Raw genomic sequence first — 17,669 nt, 5'->3', positions numbered from 1 at the left:
TGTACAAATCGCGCCTGCCGGGTTTACCTTTTGTCGTCTTGCTGCACACTTAAAGAGGCAGGAACTCAGGCCGTGTCCAACCCATTTAGAGGGGAGCTAAGATGACAATTTCGGAGATACTCCAGTACTGCATGAGTAAGCCCGGCGCGGAACAAAGCGTCCACAGCGACTGGAAAGCCACGCAGATCAAAGTGGGTGACGTGCTGTTTGCGATGGTGAAAGAGGTTGAAGGCCGTCCGGCGGCTGCACTGAAAACCAGCCCGGAACTGGCTGATTTATTACGCCAGCAGCACCATGACGTCCGACCGAGCCAGCATCTCAACAAGGCTCACTGGAGCACTGTCTACCTCGATGGTTCTCTGCCGGGCTCGCAAATTTACTATCTGGTGGATGCATCGTACAAGCAGGCGGTTGAACTGCTGCCGGAAACGACCCGACAGCAGCTTTCCGTGTGACAATTACAGCAACGGTTTAAGGAAGCGTGCGGTGTGCGAGGCTTCGCACTCTGCAACGGTCTCTGGCGTACCGGAGACGAGGATTTCACCGCCGCCGCTGCCGCCTTCCGGGCCAAGATCGACAATCCAGTCCGCGGTTTTAATCACGTCCAGGTTGTGTTCAATGACCACAATGGTGTTGCCCTGGTCTCTGAGCTGATGCAGAACGTCCAGCAACTGCTGGATATCGGCAAAGTGCAGGCCGGTGGTTGGCTCATCCAGAATGTAGAGCGTCTGACCGGTGCCGCGTTTCGACAGCTCACGCGCCAGCTTCACGCGCTGCGCTTCACCACCCGAGAGCGTCGTTGCTGACTGTCCGAGACGGATATAGGTCAGCCCCACATCCATTAACGTTTGCAGCTTACGCGCCAGCGCCGGGACGGCATCGAAGAACTCACGTGCTTCTTCAATGGTCATATCCAGCACTTCATGGATAGTCTTGCCTTTGTACTTAATTTCCAGCGTTTCGCGGTTATAGCGTTTGCCTTTGCACTGGTCGCACGGCACGTAGATATCCGGCAGGAAGTGCATCTCAACTTTGATCACTCCGTCGCCCTGGCACGCTTCACAGCGCCCACCACGCACGTTGAAGCTGAAACGTCCTGGTGTATAGCCGCGTGAACGAGATTCCGGTACGCCAGCAAAGAGTTCACGTACAGGCGTAAAGACGCCAGTATAGGTCGCCGGGTTAGAACGTGGGGTACGGCCAATCGGGCTCTGGTCGATGTCGATAACCTTGTCGAAATGCTCCAGCCCTTGAATATCGCGGTACGGTGCTGGCTCGGCAAGCGTTGCGCCGTTCAGCGCCGTCTGTGCTATCGGGAACAGCGTATCGTTGATCAGCGTTGATTTACCGGAACCGGACACGCCGGTGATGCAGGTAAACAGGCCAACCGGCAGCGTCAGGGTGACGTCTTTCAGGTTGTTGCCGCGTGCGCCAGTCAACTTCAGCACTTTTTCCGGGTTTGCTGCCACGCGCTGTTTCGGCACGTCGATCTTGCGCTTGCCGCTCATATACTGGCCGGTCAGCGATTCAGGTACCGCCATGATATCTTTCAGCGTCCCTTCCGCGACCACCTGGCCGCCATGCACGCCTGCACCTGGGCCAATGTCGATAACGTGGTCAGCGGCGCGGATCGCGTCTTCGTCGTGCTCAACCACAATCACCGTGTTACCGAGGTTACGCAGGTGGATCAGCGTGCCGAGCAGACGTTCGTTATCACGCTGGTGAAGGCCGATAGACGGCTCATCCAGGACGTACATCACGCCGACTAAACCTGCGCCGATCTGGCTGGCAAGGCGGATACGCTGGGCTTCGCCGCCGGAGAGCGTTTCAGCGGAGCGGGAAAGTGTCAGGTAATTCAGGCCGACGTTCACCAGGAATTTCAAACGATCCCCGATCTCTTTCAGCACTTTCTCGGCGATTTTCGCGCGCTGGCCGGAGAGTTTCAGGTTGTTGAAGAAGTCCATCGCGTGGCCGATGCTCATGTCTGAGATAGTCGGCAGCGCCGTGTTTTCGACAAAAACGTGGCGCGCTTCCCGACGCAGACGTGTACCGTCACAGGTGGCGCACGAGCGGTTGCTGATGAATTTTGCCAGTTCTTCGCGTACTGCGCTGGATTCGGTCTCTTTGTAGCGGCGCTCCATGTTGTGCAGCACCCCTTCAAACGGGTGGCGACGCACGGAGGTATCACCGCGATCGTTCATGTACTTGAACTCGATGTTCTCTTTGCCGGAACCGAACAGAATCACTTTGTGCACACTCGGGCTCAGGCTGGCCCACGGGGCTTCAACATCGAACTTATAGTGCTCTGCCAGCGATTTCAGCATCTGGAAGTAGTAGAAGTTACGCTTGTCCCAGCCGCGAATGGCGCCTCCCGCCAGAGACAACTCCGGGTTCTGGATCACTCGGTCCGGGTCGAAATACTGCTGAACACCTAGGCCGTCACACGTCGGGCACGCGCCCGCCGGGTTATTAAAGGAGAACAGGCGCGGTTCCAGCTCGCGCATGCTGTAGCCGCAAATCGGGCAGGCAAAGTTGGCGGAGAAGAGCAGCTCTTCTGCTTTTGGGTCGTCCATGTCGGAGACCACGGCCGTGCCACCAGAAAGTTCCAGTGCCGTTTCAAAGGATTCCGCCAGACGTGTCGCGAGATCCTCACGCACTTTGAAGCGGTCAATCACCACTTCGATGGTGTGCTTTTTCTGCAGCTCCAGCTTGGGTGGGTCTGACAGGTCACATACTTCACCGTCGATACGAGCGCGGATATAACCCTGGCTTGCGAGGTTCTCCAGCGTTTTGGTGTGTTCGCCTTTACGTTCTTTAATGATGGGAGCCAACAGCATCAGACGTTTGCCTTCAGGCTGCGACAGCACGTTATCCACCATCTGGCTCACGGTCTGGGCCGCCAGCGGGACGTCGTGGTCCGGGCAGCGCGGCTCACCCACACGGGCATACAGCAGACGCAGGTAGTCGTGAATTTCGGTAATGGTACCGACCGTTGAACGCGGGTTATGCGAGGTAGACTTCTGCTCAATGGAGATGGCAGGGGACAAGCCTTCAATATGGTCGACATCCGGTTTTTCCATCAGCGACAGGAACTGACGCGCGTACGCAGAGAGTGATTCAACGTAACGACGCTGTCCTTCGGCATATAAAGTGTCGAAAGCCAGTGAGGATTTGCCAGACCCCGAAAGCCCGGTCACGACGATGAGTTTGTCGCGAGGGATTATGAGGTTGATATTCTTGAGATTGTGGGTGCGGGCGCCCCGAACTTCGATCTTATCCATTCACCTTTCCCGGTTGGAACACGGATTGCCTGGTTTGTTTGAAGGACAAACGGCTGTCAGAAACGGCTAATTATGACACAATTTAACCTGTTTGAATATACAGTATTGGAATGCATTTTCCGATTGGCTATGTAACAATGTAGCGTTCGCACGAGAACTCTGGAATCCATCTCGCAGCTATCAAAATGCAGCATGGAAATGGTACACTCGCGCGTTTACACTATTAAGAAACGTATTCAGGAGACACGAACATGGCCAGCAGAGGCGTAAACAAGGTGATTCTCGTCGGTAATCTGGGCCAGGACCCGGAAGTACGCTACATGCCGAGTGGTGGCGCAGTTGCCAACATTACGCTGGCTACTTCCGAATCCTGGCGTGATAAAGCGACCGGTGAGATGAAAGAGCAGACTGAATGGCACCGCGTTGTGCTGTTTGGCAAACTGGCAGAAGTGGCCGGTGAATATCTGCGTAAAGGTTCTCAGGTTTATATCGAAGGCCAGCTGCGTACCCGCAAATGGACCGATCAATCCGGCGCTGAGAAATACACTACTGAAGTTGTGGTAAACGTTGGCGGCACCATGCAGATGCTGGGTGGCCGCCAGGGTGGTGGCGCACCAGCAGGTGGTGGTCAGCAGCAGGGCGGTTGGGGTCAGCCTCAGCAGCCGCAGGGCGGCAACCAGTTTAGCGGCGGCGCACAGTCTCGCCCGCAGCAGCAGTCTGCTCCTGCACCGTCTAACGAACCACCAATGGATTTCGACGACGATATTCCGTTCTGATCCTCTGATATCTAAACAAAAACCCAGACAATAGTCTGGGTTTTTTTATTCCGTAAGGGATCAGGTAATCACCATCGGCCAGTCTGGCGGTGTGTGGCTCATTGCTTCAACCATCACCACTTTAATATTTTCCCAGACGGCGGCAATGTCCAGCAGGGTGATGCCAAGAAGACCAGTAGCAAACCAGCAAGCTGCGCCTAATCCCAACAGAGTGCTGATGATAGCAAGGGCAGCGTAATCAGACTTACGAAACTGAATGTTCAGCGTGCTGGCTAAAAACATCAATACCGCACTCAATAACGGCCAGCGTAAGAGAACCATGCTGGTAGTAATGGTTGCCATAAAACCCATCCTCTACAAAACAGACTCACTGAATGAAACAGTGTTTATTATTACACAAGATATGTGAACTATATCACACTTGATGATTTATTCGCCAGAGTCAGGGGCGTGAAAATGGGAGGATTCACAACTGAGTGAAAGGGGGAGGTATCAGAAAGAAAATATATCTTTGCAGGCTAAGAAACCCTTTTCCCCAGCTCTTCATAACGAATTCATTGAGATAGCAAAACCTCTGCAAGACGGCGCCTGTTGTACAGCGTTTACAGCAATAAACCTATGGATTATGCTTGAGTGGACATATTAATTTACTCGCAGCTAACCTTTCAGGTTTTTGAATTTTATTATTATTTTATTTCTTTGTCCGTTTTTAATTACACACAACAGTCGTTTCATTTCGCTGTGCTGATATTCAGCCTCCAGCTTTGGCTGACCAGTTTTTGAATCTGAAGACAGTTGCGTCCGGTTTATCGCGTGATAATCGGCGAAAAGATGAAAAAAAAACGATGTGAGATTGTCAATGACAGCATGCAGGCTTTGCATGCACTGGCTAAGTTGATGCCCCAGCTTCACACTCAGTGTTCACTGGCAGAAATGCTGGAGACGATCAATCGATCTCTGGGGGCGAGCCTTGCCTGGGTAAGCGTTAATGATAATGACGGGCTGCACCGTGTGGTCTGCGCGGGTGATGTAGCCTGCCACTCTTTTGAAGTCGCCGATTTTCTGGCGGGAGCCCTGCTACAGCGGCATCACCGGTCATGGCGGGTGGTCTACTGGAAAGAGAAGATTGGTCGCGTCTTATTTCCTCCGCAGCACCCCGGCTATACGCAATTGCAAAGCGGTGTACTATGCAAACTTTCGACCCATAACTGCCATTGCAGGGGATATTTCTTTCTGGCATTTGATGAGAAATTGTATTCTCTGCCAATCCTGAAAAATATCGTCGTGGTGCTGGTCGAAAAATTAAAAGACTATTTTGAGGAAATTATTGCCCGCGAGAAAACCGCACAGGAAATGCAGCGTGTCGTGACACAATATAAGACCCTGTTTGAACGGGCTCCGGTTTTAATGAATTCTTTCGACAAATTTAACCGCTGCGTGTTGTGGAATGCCGAGTGTGAAAAAGTATTTGGCTGGACGATGGCGGAGATCGGAGCTCATGCCGATCCGCTCTCGCTGTTTTATCCCGACCCTGAAGAGCGGCGTCGGGTAAGAGAGTCGGTAAATGTCTCTCCCCTCAAGGACATGTATGAGTGGCATCCGCTACGTAAAGACGGTACGCAGTTGACCGTATTGTGGTCAAACATACTGTTGCCGGACAACTCTATCCTGAATATTGGGCTCGACATTACCGAGCGGAAGAAAGCAGAGCAGCAGTTGGAAGTGAAAGCCACGATTGACGATCTCACCGGCTGTTTTAACCGTTCGGCGATTTTGCAGCAGCTGGAACTCGCTCAATCAGCAAATGCCAGGCGGGAGGCTAACAGCCATTTTTGTGTCCTGATGTTTGACCTGGATTTTTTTAAACAAATCAATGATGAGTGGGGACACCAGGTAGGTGATGCGGCGCTTCTTCACTTTTGTGATTGTATCCGTGAGTTAGCCCCTTCAGATTCTGCATTAGGGCGCGTGGGAGGGGAGGAGTTTTTGCTTCTGCTGGCGCAAACTCATGGTCATGACGCGGCGCAACTGTCCGCCAGGCTGCATACCACGCTAAAAACCAAACCGCTGAGGGTTGGAGAGAAAAAACTTGAGCTGTCGTTTAGTGCTGGGGTCGTGGAGGTGTGCGGGGATCAGTTCGATACGTCGGCATTGCTGACGCGCGCTGATAAAGCATTATATGACGCCAAGCGTACGGGGCGGGGAAAAACGGTAGTGGCAGCTGGCTATTTATAAATCAGCGAACAAAATACACCCGAAAAAATAGCATAGAATTTCATGAAGAAGTTGTGCTTTTTTCATGCTGTCAAAAGTTTGGCTTAATCAACGATCCTCTGTTGTGTTATCTTCGCACCATCCCTTACGGGATGGATAAATATTTTCCTTAATTGAAACGGAACGAATACTTACAGTTTAGCTTACGGGAAAATATTATCGTCATAACGAAATTTAAGATTTTTAATACTAAAAGTCAGTTGCTAACTTCGCATGATTCATGCAACGTAATCACCTGTTTAGCAAAGCATCCGGCCTTCATTACTACAGGCGTACAACATGCAGGGATATAGGGCGGGAAATGAATCGTAGCGCGCGGCGCAAGATGCTCAGGGTGGTAGGGATCATCATGGTAGTTATGCTACCGGTGATGCTTGCGCTATGGTTTGCCCAGCTAAGAGCCGTATCGGAAACAAGCGCTCAGCTACGTACCTTTGCTGAACTGGCTTTAGACAAAACAGAGCTGGTTATTCAACAGGTTGAACTGGCCCGGGACGAGGCGACAAAATACCAGGGCGAACTTTGCACGCCGGGACATCGTCAATATATGCTGAACGTTGTTCGTGGCCGTCTGTTTGTCGCCGATTTAATTTATGCCGAAGGTCAGAATTTTCTTTGTTCGACCGTTTTTACACCGGAACATCCATACTCAATTTCCGTCGCCAATTACACGCGTAAACCTGACGTCGCTATCTATTATTATCGCGATACCCCATTTTATACTGGTTATAAAATGACATATATGCAGCGCGGTAATTATGTGGTGGTGGTCAATCCGCTTTCGTACAGTGAAGTGATGTCAAACGATCATTCCCTTTCATGGGGAGTGTACGACACGATAACCAACGCATTCTTTTCCGTTAGCCAAAAAGCCAATATTTCTTTATTAAATTCGATGATTCGGGATAAGGAATCGGTATTTCAAAAAGATAACCGTTTTTATACCGTCGTAAAATCGCCAAAAAGACCTATTGCGGCTATTGTGTCAACATCGAATAAACGCTTTTATGAAACGCTTTATCATCAGGCAACATTGACGCTGCCACTGGGGATGATCTGCAGCATTATTATTTTGCTGGTATGGTCGCGTACCCATCGTGAACTTAATTCCCCTGGGCGGTTGTTGCAACGGGCGCTGAACAAACGCCAGCTTTGCGTGCATTATCAGCCGATCATTGATATCAAGAACAACCAGTGTGTGGGGGCTGAAGCGCTGTTACGCTGGCCTGGTTTTAACGGACAGGTGATGAGCCCGGCTGAGTTTATTCCGCTGGCTGAAAAAGAGGGAATGAGCGAGCGGATAACGGATTATGTTGTTGAGGAGGTGTTCAGCGATCTGGGCCATTTCCTGGCCGCGCATCCGCATCTCTATATCTCGATTAACCTGTCGGCCACGGATTTCCACTCTTCGCGGCTGATAGCCATGATTTCTGACAAGGCCCGCCACTATGACGTGCGCGCGCAGCAGATCAAAATCGAAGTGACGGAACGTGGGTTTATTGATGTGCCAAAAACCACGCCGGTGATTCAGGCTTTCCGTCAGGCAGGTTATGAAGTGGCAATCGATGATTTCGGGACGGGTTACTCTAACCTGCATAACCTCTATTCGCTGAACGTTGATATCCTCAAAATCGACAAATCCTTTATCGACACTTTAACGACCAACAGCACCAGTCACTTGATCGCCGAGCATATTATCGAGATGGCACAAAGCCTGCGGCTTAAAACCATTGCGGAAGGCGTAGAGACGGCAGAGCAGGTCGGTTGGTTGTTGAAGCGCGGTGTTCAGTTCTGTCAGGGATGGCACTTCGCGAAAGCGATGCCGCCCCAGGAGTTTATGACCTGGCAGCAGCAACCTTTACATTGATAGTGATTAATTCAACTGGTGGCGATAATCGCTCGGCGTGCGGTCAAATTCGCGACGGAACACGCGGGAAAAGGTTTGTTGCGACACATAACCAAGATCCATTGCGATATCAAAAATGGGCCGCTGCGTAGAGCGTAGCGCCTGAGCTGCCAGCAGCAGTCTGCGCTGACGAATGTATTCACCCAACGTCTGATGCATAACCGTCCGGAACATTCTCTGTAAATACCATTTCGAATAGCCCGATTTTTTAGCGACCACATCAATGTTCAACGGTTGGTCGATATGTTCATCAATCCATTCAATAAGTGTCTGAATAATTTGCTGATGCGACATACGGTTGCCCCTCTGTAGATACAACTTTCCTGGTTGATTCGTCGTTTTCTCTGCGGGGGAGTATAATTCCTCAAGTTAACTTGAGGTAAAGAGGTTTTATGGAAAAGAGATTGCCGCGAATTAAAGCACTTTTAACACCTGGTGAAGTGGCGAAGCGAAGCGGTGTTGCGGTATCGGCGCTCCACTTCTATGAAAGCAAAGGGTTAATCAAGAGTATCCGTAACGGTGGAAACCAGCGTCGCTATACCCGCGACGTACTCCGCTACGTTGCGATTATCAAAATTGCGCAACGAATCGGAATTCCCCTGGCCACTATTGGCGAGGCATTTGGTGTGCTGCCGGAAGGTCACACCCTAAGCCCGAAAGTGTGGAAAGAGCTTTCATCCCAATGGCGTGAAGAACTGGACAGGCGTATCCATACGCTGGTCGCACTGCGTGACGAGCTGGATGGCTGCATTGGTTGCGGCTGTTTGTCCCGGAGCGATTGTCCGTTGCGTAACCCGGGCGACAGGCTGGGTGAACAGGGGACGGGGGCGCGGTTGCTGGAAGAGGATTAATAAAGAACTAAAGCGCCACATAAGGGCGCTTTAGTTTTTCCCGGTCTTTGTCTTTCTCTCTATCCCGCTGGTTCACGGGAGGGTTTCCCCCGACATCAGCACCCCTCATGTCGAGCTGGTTGGGGAGGTTCCGGATTGTGCTGACACTTTAATTCTATGCAAGCCCCGTCATTTCGCCAGCCACGTCGGTTGTTTTTTAGCCGAATTTTTTTCGCGGTGTTGTTCGATTTTCTATAGTTAAAAAGTATGAATAACAGGAGACAACCATGCTTACGGTACATCACCTTAACCAGTCGCGCTCACATCGTGTGATCTGGGCGCTGGAAGAACTCGCCCTGCCTTATGAGATCATTCACTACCAGCGCGAAAAGAACATGCTGGCTCCTGAGTCCCTCAAAAAAGTGCACCCGTTGGGCAAATCGCCGGTCGTCGAAGATAATGGCCTGATTCTGGCGGAGTCAGGCGCCATTCTGGAGTATCTGCAGGAAACGTACGATCCCGACTCACGGTTGAAACCCTTAGATCCCGCTCATAAGGTGCAATACCGCTTCTGGCTGCATTATGCCGAAGGGTCGCTGATGCCGCTGTTGTTAATGAAGCTGGTGTTTAATAGCCTCGGTAAACCTCCCGTCCCGTTTGGTATCAGAACGCTGGGTAAAGCGCTGGGACAGGGAGTGCAGAAAGCCTATCTTAACCGCCAGCTGGAAACCCATGCGCGCTTTATTGAGTCGCATCTTGCTAAAAACAGCTGGTTTGCCGGGGATTCGCTCAGCATGGCCGACATCCAGATGAGTTTCCCGATTTTTGCCCTGCTGGCGCGTGGTGGCATCAATAATCTGCCGCATATTCAGGCATGGAAGAAAAAGGTTGAGAACAGCCCCGGGTGGAAAAGAACGCTGGAACAAGGTGGGCCGTTATCTATCCCGGGGGACGATTGAAATGTAAACAAATTGCGCATAAACGATAACGTTTGCGCATCCTCTGTTTATTTCTTCAGCGTCATAAGTGAATTTTAGCGAAAAACGACAAAGTTCAGTTGAAAAGGGCGGTGATTAGGCTAGATAATCGTTTGCCTTAATTTGACCACCCGTTTTTAAGCGCGGAGCTAAACGTTTGCTTTTTATGTGGCGCCCTTTCGTCACCAACGCAACTCAAGGATTTGACGTTTAGCTGGCAGTGGCGTCTCCACCACGCTTACGGACTTTCTAAAAAACTCTCAGGGGATGTTTTCTATGTCTACGCCATCTGCGCGTACTGGCGGTTCACTTGACGCCATGTTTAAAATTTCGGCTCGCGGCAGCACCGTGCGCCAGGAAGTCGTTGCCGGTCTGACAACGTTCCTGGCGATGGTTTACTCCGTCATTGTTGTGCCGGGCATGCTGGGCAAAGCGGGCTTCCCGCCTGCGGCTGTCTTTGTTGCTACCTGCCTTGTGGCCGGTGTGGGCTCCATCGTGATGGGGCTGTGGGCGAACCTACCGCTGGCAATTGGTTGCGCTATCTCTCTGACGGCGTTTACCGCATTCAGTCTGGTGCTGGGTCAACACATCAGCGTACCGGTTGCGTTGGGTGCCGTGTTCCTGATGGGTGTACTGTTTACCGTTATTTCAGCGACCGGCATCCGTAGCTGGATTTTGCGCAACCTGCCGCACGGCGTAGCGCACGGTACGGGTATCGGTATCGGCCTGTTCCTGCTGCTGATTGCCGCCAACGGCGTCGGTCTGGTCATCAAGAACCCGCTGGACGGTCTGCCGGTTGCGCTCGGTCACTTCGCGAGCTTCCCGGTGATTATGTCTTTGGTTGGCCTGGCGGTGATTATCGGTCTGGAAAAACTGAAAGTCCCGGGTGGCATTCTGCTGACCATTATCGGGGTTTCTATTGTCGGCCTGATTTTCGATCCAAACGTCCACTTCTCCGGTATTTTCGCCATGCCGTCGCTGAGCGATGACAAAGGCAACTCCCTGATTGGTAGCCTGGATATCGTCGGCGCGCTGAACCCGGTGATCCTGCCAAGCGTGCTGGCGCTGGTGATGACCGCTGTGTTTGATGCGACCGGTACAATCCGTGCAGTCGCGGGGCAAGCGAACCTGCTGGATAAAGACGGTCAGATTATTGATGGCGGAAAAGCACTGACGACCGACTCCCTGAGCAGTGTCTTCTCTGGTCTGGTGGGTGCGGCGCCGGCTGCAGTATACATCGAGTCCGCAGCGGGTACGGCGGCAGGCGGTAAAACCGGCCTGACGGCGATCACCGTCGGCGTGCTGTTCCTGCTGATCCTGTTCCTTTCTCCGCTCTCCTATCTGGTTCCGGCGTATGCGACCGCACCAGCGCTGATGTACGTTGGTCTGCTGATGCTGAGCAACGTGGCAAAAATCGACTTTGCTGACTTTGTGGATGCGATGTCCGGCCTCATCACCGCAGTATTTATCGTACTGACCTGTAACATCGTGACCGGCATTATGATCGGTTTCGCATCACTGGTGATTGGTCGTCTGGTCTCTGGTGAGTGGCGCAAACTGAACATCGGCACGGTGGTGATCGCCGTTGCACTGGTGGTGTTCTACGCGGGCGGTTGGGCAATCTAAGTTGTCCTTTGATGCGAAAACGGGTGGCTCAGGCCGCCCGTTTTTATTTTCAGGACTCATCCCGTTGCCTTTTACGTTACTCTGAGGAAGATAGAATAAAAGGCACGACGCCTTCCGTAGTAGATAAGCAACACAGCAAACAGGGAACGCATGGAAATCTTCTTCACAATACTCATCATGACCCTTGTGGTCTCGCTATCCGGGGTGGTTACACGCGTACTGCCCTTTCAGGTCCCTCTACCATTAATGCAAATTGCCATCGGCGCGCTGCTGGCGTGGCCGACGTTTGGCCTGCACGTGGAGTTCGATCCCGAACTGTTCCTCGTGCTGTTTATCCCGCCACTGCTGTTTGCTGATGGCTGGAAAACCCCCACGCGCGAATTCCTTGAGCACGGGCGAGAGATTTTCGGTCTGGCGCTGGCGTTGGTGGTGGTCACCGTGGTTGGGATTGGTTTTCTGATTTACTGGGCGGTGCCGGGTATCCCGTTAATTCCCGCTTTTGCACTGGCCGCCGTCCTGTCACCAACCGATGCCGTGGCACTTTCCGGCATTGTGGGTGAGGGCCGTATTCCGAAGAAAATTATGGGCATTCTACAGGGTGAGGCGCTGATGAATGACGCCTCCGGCCTGGTTGCCCTGAAGTTTGCGGTGGCGGTCGCAATGGGCACGATGGTCTTTACCGTCGGCGGCGCGACGCTGGAATTCTTCAAAGTGGCGATTGGCGGTATCCTGGCCGGTTTCGTGGTGAGCTGGCTGTATGGACGTTCGCTGCGATTCCTCAGCCGTTGGGGCGGTGATGAGCCCGCAACGCAAATCGTGCTGCTGTTCCTGTTGCCGTTTGCCTCTTACTTGATTGCCGAACATATCGGCGTGTCAGGCATTCTGGCGGCGGTGGCGGCAGGCATGACCATCACCCGCTCCGGCGTGATGCGTCGCGCACCGCTGGCTATGCGTCTGCGTGCGAACAGCACCTGGGCAATGCTGGAATTTGTCTTTAACGGCATGGTGTTCCTGCTCCTGGGCCTGCAATTGCCAGGCATTATGGAGTCCTCGCTGGTGGCGGCCGAGGCCGACCCGAATGTTGAAGTCTGGATGCTGTTTACCGATATCGTGCTGATCTACCTGGCGCTGATGCTGGTGCGTTTCGGTTGGCTGTGGACGATGAAAAAGTTCAGCGTGCGTTTCCTGACGAAAAAACCGATGGAGTTCGGCTCGTGGACCACGCGTGAGCTGCTGATTGCCTCCTTCGCAGGAGTACGCGGGGCGATTACCCTCGCCGGTGTGCTCTCTATTCCATTGCTGCTACCGACGGGCGATGTCTTCCCGGCGCGCTATGAGCTGGTGTTCCTTGCGGCAGGTGTGATTCTGTTCTCGCTGTTTGTTGGCGTGGTGATGTTGCCTATTTTGCTGCAACACATTGACGCCGGTGATTCGACCCAGCAGCACAAGGAAGAGCGCATTGCCCGTGCGGCGACTGCCGAAGTGGCGATTGTGGCAATCCAGAAAATGGAAGAACGTCTGGCCGCTGATGCAGAAGAGAACATCGACAATCAGCTGCTGACGGAAGTCAGTTCCCGCGTGATTGGTAACCTGCGTCGCCGTGCCGATGGGCGTAACGATGTGGAAAGTTCGCTGCAGGAGGAGAACCTCGAACGCCGGTTCCGTCTGGCGGCGCTGCGTTCAGAGCGTGCCGAACTGTATCACCTGCGCGCCACACGGCAGATCAGTAACGAAACGCTGCAAAAGCTGCTGCACGATCTGGACCTGCTGGAAGCGTTGTTGATAGAGAATCAGTAACCTTTTCCCCTCTTCCCATAGGGGCTCGATCGGTTCCCTCTCCCACCGGGAGAGGGCTAGGGGGAGGGGTTAGGAACCCAAAAACCTTCACAACATTGCAGCCACGCCTGTGCGCTGTGCGACAAATACACCCCTTCGCGCCATATCATACCTAACTGCCAGTGAAGATTGCTCTCCAGCGGGATCCAGCGCAGCGTGTTTTTATCCAGCCGCTCGCAAATCGGTTGTGGCAGGATGGCAATCCCCACACCTGCCTGCACCATCGCGGCCAGGAAATCCCACTGACCACTGCGAACCGCAATGCGCGGCTTGACGTTGTGTTGATTAAATAACGTCATCAACTGGCGGCTGAGCGCAAAGTCTTCGTTGTAAATCAGCAGCGGATGTTCGCCGAGAAGCTCGGGTTTCACCGAGTCTCTCTTCAGCCAGTCGCCGGAGCGGGGAACCAGTACGCACAGTGGATGGCTGAAGAGCGGCAGTGTCGCCAGGCCACTCTCTTCCTCAACGGGGAGAGCGGTCATCGCCACGTCCAGCTCGCCGTTGATAACCGCCTGCTGGACGGTTAATCCGCCAAATTCAGATATCTTCAGCTCTACGCCGGGATAGCGCTGGCGAAACAGGCTAATTGGCCCGGCCATCATCATCCCTACCATCGGCGGAATGCCGAGACGAAGCACACCTTTCGTCAGATGATTGATATCGTCCAGCTCCGCTTCCAGCTGGCGGAACTCCGCCAGGATTGCCAGCCCACGCTCAAAGACGACGCGTCCGGTATCGGTCAGTAACAGCTTGCGCCCGTCGCGGATCAGCAAGGTGCAGTTCAGTTCATCTTCGAGGTTTTTCAGCATCTTGCTGATGGTGGGTTGGGTAACAAACAACTTCTCCGCTGCGCGGGTAAAACTTTGCTGACGAACCACTTCGACAAAATAGCGCAGCGTTCTTATGTCCATGATTATTCCTCGAAACTATACCTTTGATGATTTTAATTCATTTCTGTCCATACCGTGCGCTCACTATACTGGCGCCTCGTCTCATTTTTGAGGAACCCCCCATGGCCGTGGCGTTAAGCCGTGTTACGCCTGCCGTTGTGCAACGACTCCAGGTACCGGTTCAGGTACTGCTCTACGCGGGACTGTTTGTTTTTGCCGAATATCTTGTCGGCTGGTTGCATCTGCCGTTGCCAGCCAACCTGGTGGGGATGATGCTGATGCTTACGCTCATCCTTTGTCGCGTCATTCCCCTCAAATGGGTGCGGGCTGGCGCGCGCTGGCTGCTGGCAGAGATGCTGCTGTTCTTTGTCCCTGCCGTGGTGGCGGTGGTGAACTATGCGCAACTGCTGATGGTGGATGGCTGGCGCATCTTTGCCGTTATCGCACTGAGCACACTGATGGTGCTGGGAGCGACCGCCTGGGTGGTAGATAAAGTCTACCGGTTTGAAATCAGCAGGCACAGAAATGACTAACTTTCAGATAAGCGTGCTGTGTCTGATTGCGACGCTGGTGATCTACTTTGCTAACAAGCGGCTGTATCGCCGTTTTCACGCCCTGCCGCTGATGCCGCTGGTCTTCACGCCGATCCTGCTGGTGTTGATGCTGGTCTTCGGTCATATCTCCTGGCAGAACTACATTGGCGAATCCCACTGGCTACTGTGGTTGCTGGGGCCAGCAACTATCGCCTTTGCCGTCCCGGTGTATGACAACCTGGCGATTATCAAACGCCACTGGATGTCACTCAGTGCAGGCGTGATCACCGCCACGGTGGTGGCGGTCTGTAGCTCGGTCTGGCTGGCGCGGCTGTTTACGCTACCCGATGAAATTCAGCGCAGCCTGGCCGTACGTTCGGTGACGACGCCATTTGCGCTGGCCGCAGCCAAACCGCTTGGTGGACAGCCGGATCTGGTGGCGCTGTTTGTTGTTGTCACCGGCGTCTTCGGCATGGCGGTGGGCGATATGCTGTTTCTGCGTCTGTCTATTCGGGAAGGGATGGCGAAAGGTGCGGGGTTTGGCGCGGCGTCGCACGGGGCGGGCACGGCACGTTCCTATGAACTGGGTCAGCAGGAGGGCGTCGTGGCAAGCCTGGTGATGATGCTCTCAGGTGTGGTGATGGTACTGATTGCGCCGCTGGTGGCGTGGGTGATGTTCTAAATTCCCCGGCCAGAGTGACCGGGGAGAAAGACTTAGTGTGCGCGACCTTGCTCAACGCCCAGGCCGGTTTGAGAGCGGATAAACTGGGCGCGGAATTTCTCGCGTTCCAGGTTACCCTCCGGGGAGTTATCGGTGGCCGAGAAGACCCAGATACCGATAAACGCCACGGCAATAGAGAACAGCGCCGGGTATTCATACGGGAAAATCGCCGTTGCGTGACCGAGGATCTGTACCCAGATGGTTGGGCCCAGAATCATCAGGATCACTGCCGTCAGCAGTCCCAGCCAACCACCAATCATCGCCCCACGGGTGGTCAGTTTTGACCAGTACATGGAGAGCAGGATGATAGGGAAATTGCAGCTTGCCGCGATCGAGAAGGCCAGCCCCACCATAAAGGCGATATTCTGCTTCTCAAAGAGAATACCCAGCAGAATAGCGACCACACCCAGCACCAGCACGGTGATCTTGGAAACCTTCAGCTCATCACGTTCGCTCGCGCCTTTACGGAAGACGTTGGCGTAGAGGTCGTGCGACACCGCAGATGCACCTGCCAGCGTTAAGCCTGCAACCACCGCAAGAATGGTGGCGAAGGCCACGGCGGAGATAAAGCCGAGGAACAGATTACCGCCCACCGCGTCGGCCAGATGCACCGCCGCCATGTTGTTACCACCAATCAGCGCCCCTGCCGCATCTTTAAACACCGGGTTTGCCCCCACCAGCATGATGGCACCAAAGCCGATGATAAAGGTAAGGATATAGAAGTAACCCATGAAACCGGTGGCGTAGAAAACGCTCTTGCGTGCTTCGCGTGCATCGCTCACGGTGAAGAAACGCATCAGGATATGCGGCAAACCTGCAGTACCGAACATCAGGCCCAGACCGAGTGAAAGGGCTGAAATCGGGTCTTTCACCAGGCCGCCAGGGCTCATTATGGCTTCACCTTTTGGGTGGACCGCCATCGCTTCGGTAAACAGGTTATTGAAGCTGAACCCAACGTGTTTCATCACCATGAAGGCCATAAAGCTGGCGCCGAACAGCAGCAGTACCGCTTTGATGATCTGCACCCAGGTCGTTGCCAGCATGCCGCCGAAAAGGACGTACATCACCATCAGGACGCCAACCAATACCACTGCGACGTGGTAGTTCAGGCCGAACAGGAGTTCGATCAATTTACCTGCGCCCACCATCTGCGCAATCAGATACAGCGCAACCACCACCAGCGAGCCACAGGCTGAGAGGGTGCGAATTGGCCCCTGTTTCAGGCGATAAGATGCGACGTCTGCGAAGGTGTAACGTCCCAGGTTACGCAGGCGTTCAGCGATCAGGAACAGAATGATTGGCCAGCCGACCAGGAAGCCGAGCGAGTAAATCAGACCATCGTAGCCTGAGGTATACACCAGGGCAGAGATGCCGAGGAACGAGGCCGCGGACATAAAGTCGCCGGCAATCGCCAGTCCATTCTGGAAACCGGTAATGTTGCCGCCCGCAGTGTAGTAATCGTTACGGGAGCGCACACGTTTCGACGCCCAGTACGTGATGTACAGCGTCAGCAGGACGAAAATCAGGAACATCACAATCGCCTGCCAGTTGGTTGGCTGGCGCTGTACCTCGCCGGTAATGGCATCCGCCGCGTGGGCGGCAAAGGGAAGTGTGGCGGCTAGCGCCGTCAGGACTCGCTTCATGATGCTTTTACCTCTCGCAGTACCGCTTTATTAAGACGATCGAATTCACCGTTCGCGCGCCAGACGTACACGCCGGTCAGCACAAATGAAATCACAATCACGCCAATGCCAATGGGGATCCCGCGCGTGACGCTGGTCCCCTCGTGGAGCGGGGTGCCGAGCCAGTGTGGGGCAAAGGCGATAAGCAGAATAAAGCCGACGTAGATAATCAGCATGATGATGGAAAGGAAGAAGGCAAACCGTTGCCGTTTATCGACGAGCTCCCTGTAGTGCGCACTATTCTCTATCTGCTGACAAATATCGTTATTCATCACAGAGTCTCCAGAAGTATTGGTAGGGGAGGTTTTATTATTCCCTCTCCCTTGCGGGAGAGGGT

The 17,669-nt window shown here is 53.5% G+C and carries 16 protein-coding genes; 10 read left to right on the top strand and 6 right to left on the bottom strand.

All coding sequences use genetic code 11. The annotated features are described in order from the left end of the window. The first annotated feature begins 101 nt into the window (after positions 1-101). Positions 102-455 (top strand): MmcQ/YjbR family DNA-binding protein, encoded by a 354-nt coding sequence (locus tag WB237_RS20980; protein WP_028017929.1) that lies wholly within the window; start codon positions 102-104, stop codon positions 453-455. Between the two features lie 3 nt (positions 456-458). Here the strand turns inward: WB237_RS20980 and uvrA are convergent, their stop codons facing one another. After that, entirely contained in the window at positions 459-3,281 is a 2,823-nt protein-coding gene (gene uvrA / locus WB237_RS20975) for an excinuclease ABC subunit UvrA (RefSeq protein WP_336216065.1), read from the bottom strand. Positions 3,282-3,532: 251 nt separating this feature from the next. Here uvrA and ssb1 point away from each other — a divergent pair, with 251 nt between their 5' ends. After that, positions 3,533-4,057 (top strand): single-stranded DNA-binding protein SSB1, encoded by a 525-nt coding sequence (gene ssb1, locus WB237_RS20970; RefSeq protein WP_008503384.1) that lies wholly within the window; start codon positions 3,533-3,535, stop codon positions 4,055-4,057. Between the two features lie 60 nt (positions 4,058-4,117). On the opposite strand, the gene WB237_RS20965 is transcribed toward ssb1, so the two are convergent. After that, positions 4,118-4,399 (bottom strand): YjcB family protein, encoded by a 282-nt coding sequence (locus WB237_RS20965; protein ID WP_336216062.1) that lies wholly within the window; start codon positions 4,397-4,399, stop codon positions 4,118-4,120. A gap of 489 nt (positions 4,400-4,888) precedes the next feature. On the opposite strand from WB237_RS20965, the gene WB237_RS20960 reads away from it, so the two are divergent. Together WB237_RS20960 and WB237_RS20955 are read left to right on the top strand one after the other, a co-directional pair. Beyond that, on the top strand, positions 4,889-6,292 hold the full coding sequence (locus tag WB237_RS20960; RefSeq protein WP_336216060.1) for a sensor domain-containing diguanylate cyclase: 1,404 nt from the start codon (positions 4,889-4,891) through the stop codon (positions 6,290-6,292). Between the two features lie 340 nt (positions 6,293-6,632). After that, the gene (locus WB237_RS20955) at positions 6,633-8,198 is read left to right on the top strand and encodes an EAL domain-containing protein (protein WP_236920662.1); all 1,566 of its coding nucleotides are present in this window, start codon (positions 6,633-6,635) and stop codon (positions 8,196-8,198) included. 6 nt (positions 8,199-8,204) lie between these two features. On the opposite strand, the gene soxS is transcribed toward WB237_RS20955, so the two are convergent. After that, complete coding sequence (soxS, locus tag WB237_RS20950) at positions 8,205-8,531, bottom strand: superoxide response transcriptional regulator SoxS (RefSeq protein ID WP_013095071.1); 327 nt, start codon at positions 8,529-8,531, stop codon at positions 8,205-8,207. A 98-nt stretch (positions 8,532-8,629) separates the two neighbouring features. Between soxS and soxR the strand changes: the two genes are divergently transcribed. From soxR to WB237_RS20930, 4 genes are all read left to right on the top strand, one after another. After that, positions 8,630-9,088, top strand: coding sequence for a redox-sensitive transcriptional activator SoxR (soxR, locus tag WB237_RS20945; RefSeq protein WP_114979535.1), 459 nt, complete (start codon positions 8,630-8,632; stop codon positions 9,086-9,088). 266 nt (positions 9,089-9,354) lie between these two features. Continuing rightward, on the top strand, positions 9,355-10,026 hold the full coding sequence (locus WB237_RS20940) for a glutathione S-transferase family protein (protein ID WP_028017924.1): 672 nt from the start codon (positions 9,355-9,357) through the stop codon (positions 10,024-10,026). A gap of 294 nt (positions 10,027-10,320) precedes the next feature. Further along, positions 10,321-11,670, top strand: coding sequence for a guanine/hypoxanthine transporter GhxP (gene ghxP / locus WB237_RS20935; protein ID WP_336216051.1), 1,350 nt, complete (start codon positions 10,321-10,323; stop codon positions 11,668-11,670). 150 nt (positions 11,671-11,820) lie between these two features. Beyond that, on the top strand, positions 11,821-13,467 hold the full coding sequence (locus WB237_RS20930) for a Na+/H+ antiporter (RefSeq protein ID WP_028017922.1): 1,647 nt from the start codon (positions 11,821-11,823) through the stop codon (positions 13,465-13,467). Between the two features lie 56 nt (positions 13,468-13,523). Here WB237_RS20930 and WB237_RS20925 read toward each other — a convergent pair whose 3' ends face one another. Beyond that, a complete protein-coding gene (locus WB237_RS20925; RefSeq protein ID WP_114979532.1) occupies positions 13,524-14,417 on the bottom strand; it encodes a LysR family transcriptional regulator in 894 nt (297 codons plus the stop codon). A gap of 101 nt (positions 14,418-14,518) precedes the next feature. On the opposite strand from WB237_RS20925, the gene WB237_RS20920 reads away from it, so the two are divergent. Together WB237_RS20920 and WB237_RS20915 are read left to right on the top strand one after the other, a co-directional pair. Further along, on the top strand, positions 14,519-14,929 hold the full coding sequence (locus WB237_RS20920; RefSeq protein WP_129996884.1) for a CidA/LrgA family protein: 411 nt from the start codon (positions 14,519-14,521) through the stop codon (positions 14,927-14,929). Beyond that, entirely contained in the window at positions 14,922-15,611 is a 690-nt protein-coding gene (locus tag WB237_RS20915; RefSeq protein ID WP_014830302.1) for an LrgB family protein, read from the top strand. The genes WB237_RS20920 and WB237_RS20915 overlap by 8 nt, the downstream gene beginning before the upstream one ends. Positions 15,612-15,643: 32 nt before the next feature. Here the strand turns inward: WB237_RS20915 and actP are convergent, their stop codons facing one another. Further along, positions 15,644-17,293 (bottom strand): cation/acetate symporter ActP, encoded by a 1,650-nt coding sequence (gene actP, locus WB237_RS20910; protein WP_114979529.1) that lies wholly within the window; start codon positions 17,291-17,293, stop codon positions 15,644-15,646. After that, positions 17,290-17,604 carry a DUF485 domain-containing protein gene (locus WB237_RS20905; protein WP_114979528.1) on the bottom strand — a complete coding sequence of 105 codons (315 nt, stop codon included), beginning with the start codon at positions 17,602-17,604 and terminating at the stop codon, positions 17,290-17,292. Before WB237_RS20905 ends, actP begins: the two co-directional genes overlap by 4 nt. Positions 17,605-17,669: the final 65 nt, after the last annotated feature.

Source organism: Enterobacter sp. P82, assembly GCF_037053385.1.
Classification (GTDB): domain Bacteria; phylum Pseudomonadota; class Gammaproteobacteria; order Enterobacterales; family Enterobacteriaceae; genus Enterobacter.
The sequence above is the reverse complement of the archived record's forward strand: the minus strand, read 5'-3'. Positions and strand labels throughout refer to the sequence as shown.